The 4,057-nt window shown below is 35.3% G+C and carries 4 protein-coding genes; 1 reads left to right on the plus strand and 3 read right to left on the minus strand.

The annotated features are described in order from the left end of the window. On the minus strand, nt 1-122 hold a 122-nt coding region (locus G468_RS22930; RefSeq protein WP_162143422.1), incomplete at its 3' end, for an Rpn family recombination-promoting nuclease/putative transposase. Beyond that, nucleotides 119-1,063 (minus strand): replication initiator protein A, encoded by a 945-nt coding sequence (locus G468_RS0110710; protein ID WP_026823124.1) that lies wholly within the window; start codon nt 1,061-1,063, stop codon nt 119-121. The genes G468_RS22930 and G468_RS0110710, both read right to left, overlap by 4 nt. A gap of 770 nt (nt 1,064-1,833) precedes the next feature. On the opposite strand from G468_RS0110710, the gene G468_RS0110715 reads away from it, so the two are divergent. Further along, nucleotides 1,834-2,187 (plus strand): colicin E1 family microcin immunity protein, encoded by a 354-nt coding sequence (locus G468_RS0110715; RefSeq protein WP_026823125.1) that lies wholly within the window; start codon nt 1,834-1,836, stop codon nt 2,185-2,187. A 29-nt stretch (nt 2,188-2,216) separates the two neighbouring features. Here G468_RS0110715 and G468_RS22475 read toward each other — a convergent pair whose 3' ends face one another. Then, entirely contained in the window at nt 2,217-3,500 is a 1,284-nt protein-coding gene (locus G468_RS22475; protein ID WP_051297045.1) for a colicin-like pore-forming protein, read from the minus strand. Nucleotides 3,501-4,057: the final 557 nt, after the last annotated feature.

Consider the following 4,057-nt stretch of genomic DNA (forward strand, 5'->3'; position numbering starts at 1 on the left):
GTACTAAAATCACACAATTGACGAAGTTTTTCAGGTAAATGAATTTTCAGAAAGTCCCTTGCAATCGTGATATCACCGAGGAATTTCTTAAACAGGCTGTCGTGGTGGGATAGTTTACTCAATTTTTAGCCCTTTTTTCTGCCAGTGAATTTTTTAACTTATAAATCTCACGTTTCCCTTTTTCCCGTTGTTGCTCTTTCTCTTCCTGATCCGGCGTCAGATTACGGTTATTAAAAATAACCATATCCGTTTTTGCATCGTAACGAATACTGTAATCGGGCAAGTCATTAGCTTTATCTAGTTGCTTAATGTTATGCCTGAACATTTTCAATAAGGCGGTACTTCCCGTCTTTAAATGCAGCTTTTCAAGGGATATGGTAAACTCCCCTTGGTTGCCACAATGCTTGCGGACTATCTCATAAATTCGCCTGTCTATCGCCTTTCTGATACGGAAGTAGTCTGGACTGATTTTCAGCATTTTCTTTTTATGTAATGCCTGATATAGCCAGTCAGGTAAAGTTACCTCTACCATACCAATATCGAGCTTACCTTTTTTTTCTTCAATGACACGCCATCTATCAATGAATCCAAAGTTTTCTGTATCTATGTTTTCTTCAGAATAAATAATATTTGTTTCTATCGTTGTTCCTTTTAAACGCCTTAGAGCTTTCTTTAAATCATCATAGCTTTTCCCGCTTTTGCTTCTGTTTGTTGTGACAAAAAAATCATACGGAGTAAAACAGACAGTTCTACTTACCGGCTCATTATTATTTATAGATTCTTGTAATTTAGATATCGCATAAATCCAAATGTCTTTATCAAACACAGTAGCCAACCCAATTTGCGCAGCAGGGCGAACGGTTACCGTGGTAGATCCATTCTTGTACTCCCGAACTTTCGTATCTCCAGCTTTCAATGCAAAAAATGGATGCTCCATGCTCGCCATCTCATCACGGAAGCTGGAAAGCTCTATCTCATCGGCAATAAAAAAATCTATTTCGTGCCTACGGGGGCGTAACGTTTTCAACTTGCTTGCTCTCACTTTGTCAGTATGATCGGTCATAGCCTCAATCCTATCTAGTCTAGGGTTGTTGGTAAGAGCCGTCATAGTGTTGCATCACTTTGACGGTTCGCTTGTTTCGCACTTCAAAAACCGCTTTCGCACTTCAAAAACCAATGTTTGATAAAAAAAACATCGCACTTCAAAAACAAAATATAGTACTTTAAAAACCAAAGTCAATAATTTGATAGATTCGATTCAAAACTATCGGAGAATTTTTGTGTATAACCCTGCTTGACACTCGCACTTCAAAAACCAAACTATCGCACTTCAAAAACCAACTATCGCACTTCAAAAACCAACAAGTCGAAAAACTTATTTTATTTCATATACCTACAGCCAGAAAAATCCCTTTAACTCTTTTAACTTATACATAACTAGTCTTTTAACCGAGTTTCACCCCCTTGAGCCTGTGGATAACTTCACATCTGGCAAACCCATCAGATCCCTAATTTTGCTCTTTCCTGATAAGACTCTCCGTGTCAGTCTCAGGCATCAGTGTGAACGTGCTTCAATCAGCATTTGATGATCTTCCGCTTCCTCGCTTTGGCTGTTCGTTCCTCGTCGCTTCGCTCCTGCGGTACGCCTCAGCCAAAGACTGCGCCGAGCGGTGGAAGTTACAGCAACGTCTTCTTTTTCGATTTTAAAGCCCCTGAAAAGCCTGTAACGGCACTTTCTCGGTTTTAGATGCCCGTCAGGGCATGGAAGACGAGAAAATCGCTTACAGAGGTGTACAGGAGCTTTTGCGCGCCGATGCGTGAGCGGAGCGATCCATGTCATGTTTTGGTGATTATTCTATTTTGAAGGTTGTTAATATGAATAAAAATTATTATATCAGAAATGTATTTTGGGGGTTGGCAGGTTCATTTATTTTAGTCTTTGATAATCATAATAATTATGGTTTTTTATTCTTGGCTTTTGTTAATGCTTTTTTATATCCGTTTGCAAAGATGGCAATTGAAAACATAGCATTAAAATACACCTCTAGAAAATTTTGGGAACATGATTTTTTTACTAATCCAGTTGGTGGGAGTATGCAGGCTATTTATTATTTATTTTGTTATGTTTTTTCCATTCCATTAGGTGGTGGATATTTTTTGTTTTTGATTATAAAAAATAACCACTGATATTAACAGTGGTTTATATTTTTATATTATTATAATAATTTGTTGGCTTTTTCTATTAACTCATCATTTATTAAAGCTCCAACTACAGCAATAATAAGAGCATAACCTAAAGCGCCTATTGGTGATCCTAGTATAATACTAAAAGAGAATGCGGTTATTGCTACTGCTGCTTTTCCTGCAACTAAACTTTCTGTTTTGATAAAAAATGGCTGCCAATTATTTGTTTCTATAGATTTTTTTAGTTCTTGAAGCAGATCATGGAAGTCAATAAATGAACTTGTTAATCCAAATGCTTTACTGAATTTTTTTAGGTTTTTAGCTATTTCATCTCGCTTTAAGGATTCCAATGCTTTAGCTATTGCTTCTCGGTCTTTAACGCCAAACTTTTTATTAAGAGATTCTTTGTATTTATCAAATGATTTAAGCGCTTGCTCTGCATTACGAATTTGTTTACCTTTGGCAGCTTCCGCTAATTCTTTTGCTATTTTTGCGGATTGTTCACCATATTTACTTGTAACTTCTTTATAGAAGTCAGCCGTAAATTTGACAGCATCTTTTATTTCATTTTGTTTTTCATTGTCTAAATTCTGTTTTTTATTTTGAATATCTTTTTCTAGTTTTGGTAGATTTTTTTTGTCATTTTCAATCTTGTTTTTTATAGGATTTGCCTCCTCTAGTTTTTTATGAGCTGTGTCCCATGCTTTTTTCCATTCTCGTCTGTTTGATGAAGTTGGTTTTTCATATGAAAGAATCATGGCTTCTTCTGCCAGTCTACTGTATTCCGCCTCGATTCTCTTTACTTTTGCCATATCTAAGGCTATTTGAGCTTTAGTTTGCTCTAATGCTGTTTTTGCTATGTTTAACTCATGCTCTGCTTTTTCTGCAGGAGATAGAGATGCTACTTTTTTGTTATATTCTGTCTGTAACGATTGTTTTATTTGGGTGGCTGTCTGAAGCTTGTAATTAATATCTTGTTCTAATTCCTTATGATATTTTACGATATCATCCTTCTTTTTTCGTTCTTCGTTTTTGTAACTTTCAGTCAAAGGTGCGGGAGGGTCATCATCATCAAATATATTTGTCGTAGATTTGTTAATTTCTGAAATAGGGGTATCCCATATATGCGGTCTTTCTGGATTTTTAGGTGGTTTAAAATTGTTAGGAACAGGTCCAACCCATGCTTGAGTTAATATAGTATCTTGATTGATTTGGCTTCCTCTTTGCCATCCTCGATTTTTCCATTCGTAGCCCAAACTCTGCATAACATCCCGTTCAACTTTGTCGGTTTCTTCGTATTTTCTAATAGGATTCATATCTAGCCTCACTTAAAATAACTGTGTTTATATACAGTATTTTGGTTTTTTAATTGTTCTTGTCAAGGGGGTGTTAAAAAAATAAAATAAAATAAATCAAATAATTAGTTGATAAATATTGTTTTATTTTTTTGTTTATCACGTATGCTAATTTTTTACTGTAGGCAAGAAAAAACCAGCTAGGAGATGGTAATAGCTGGTTTAACATTTCCCTGGTGTTAGTAGGAGGTGGGAGGAAATTTTATAATTTTAAATTTGCATTATGATGTCTTGAATGATTAAGTATTAAATATTTAGAAAATTCATGCATGAGGGAAAATCCCCGTAGTTGATTGATCAGCGAGTTAAAGCAAAAAGACCAGCATAACAGCACTGGTCATTATTTTTACCATTGATAAATGGGAGTAAATTTATTGCTTTTTCACAAAACAGCCAGATAAAGCAAGAAATGATAAGCGAACTTGAAATATTGAAAGCATATCGTTTAGCGAATAAAGATCATATCTTGTTTTAATATCTTCAAGTGAATGCTCCACAGTTCTATACGCAACATTCCT

The sequence above is a fragment of the Arsenophonus nasoniae DSM 15247 genome (assembly GCF_000429565.1).
GTDB lineage: Bacteria > Pseudomonadota > Gammaproteobacteria > Enterobacterales > Enterobacteriaceae > Arsenophonus > Arsenophonus nasoniae.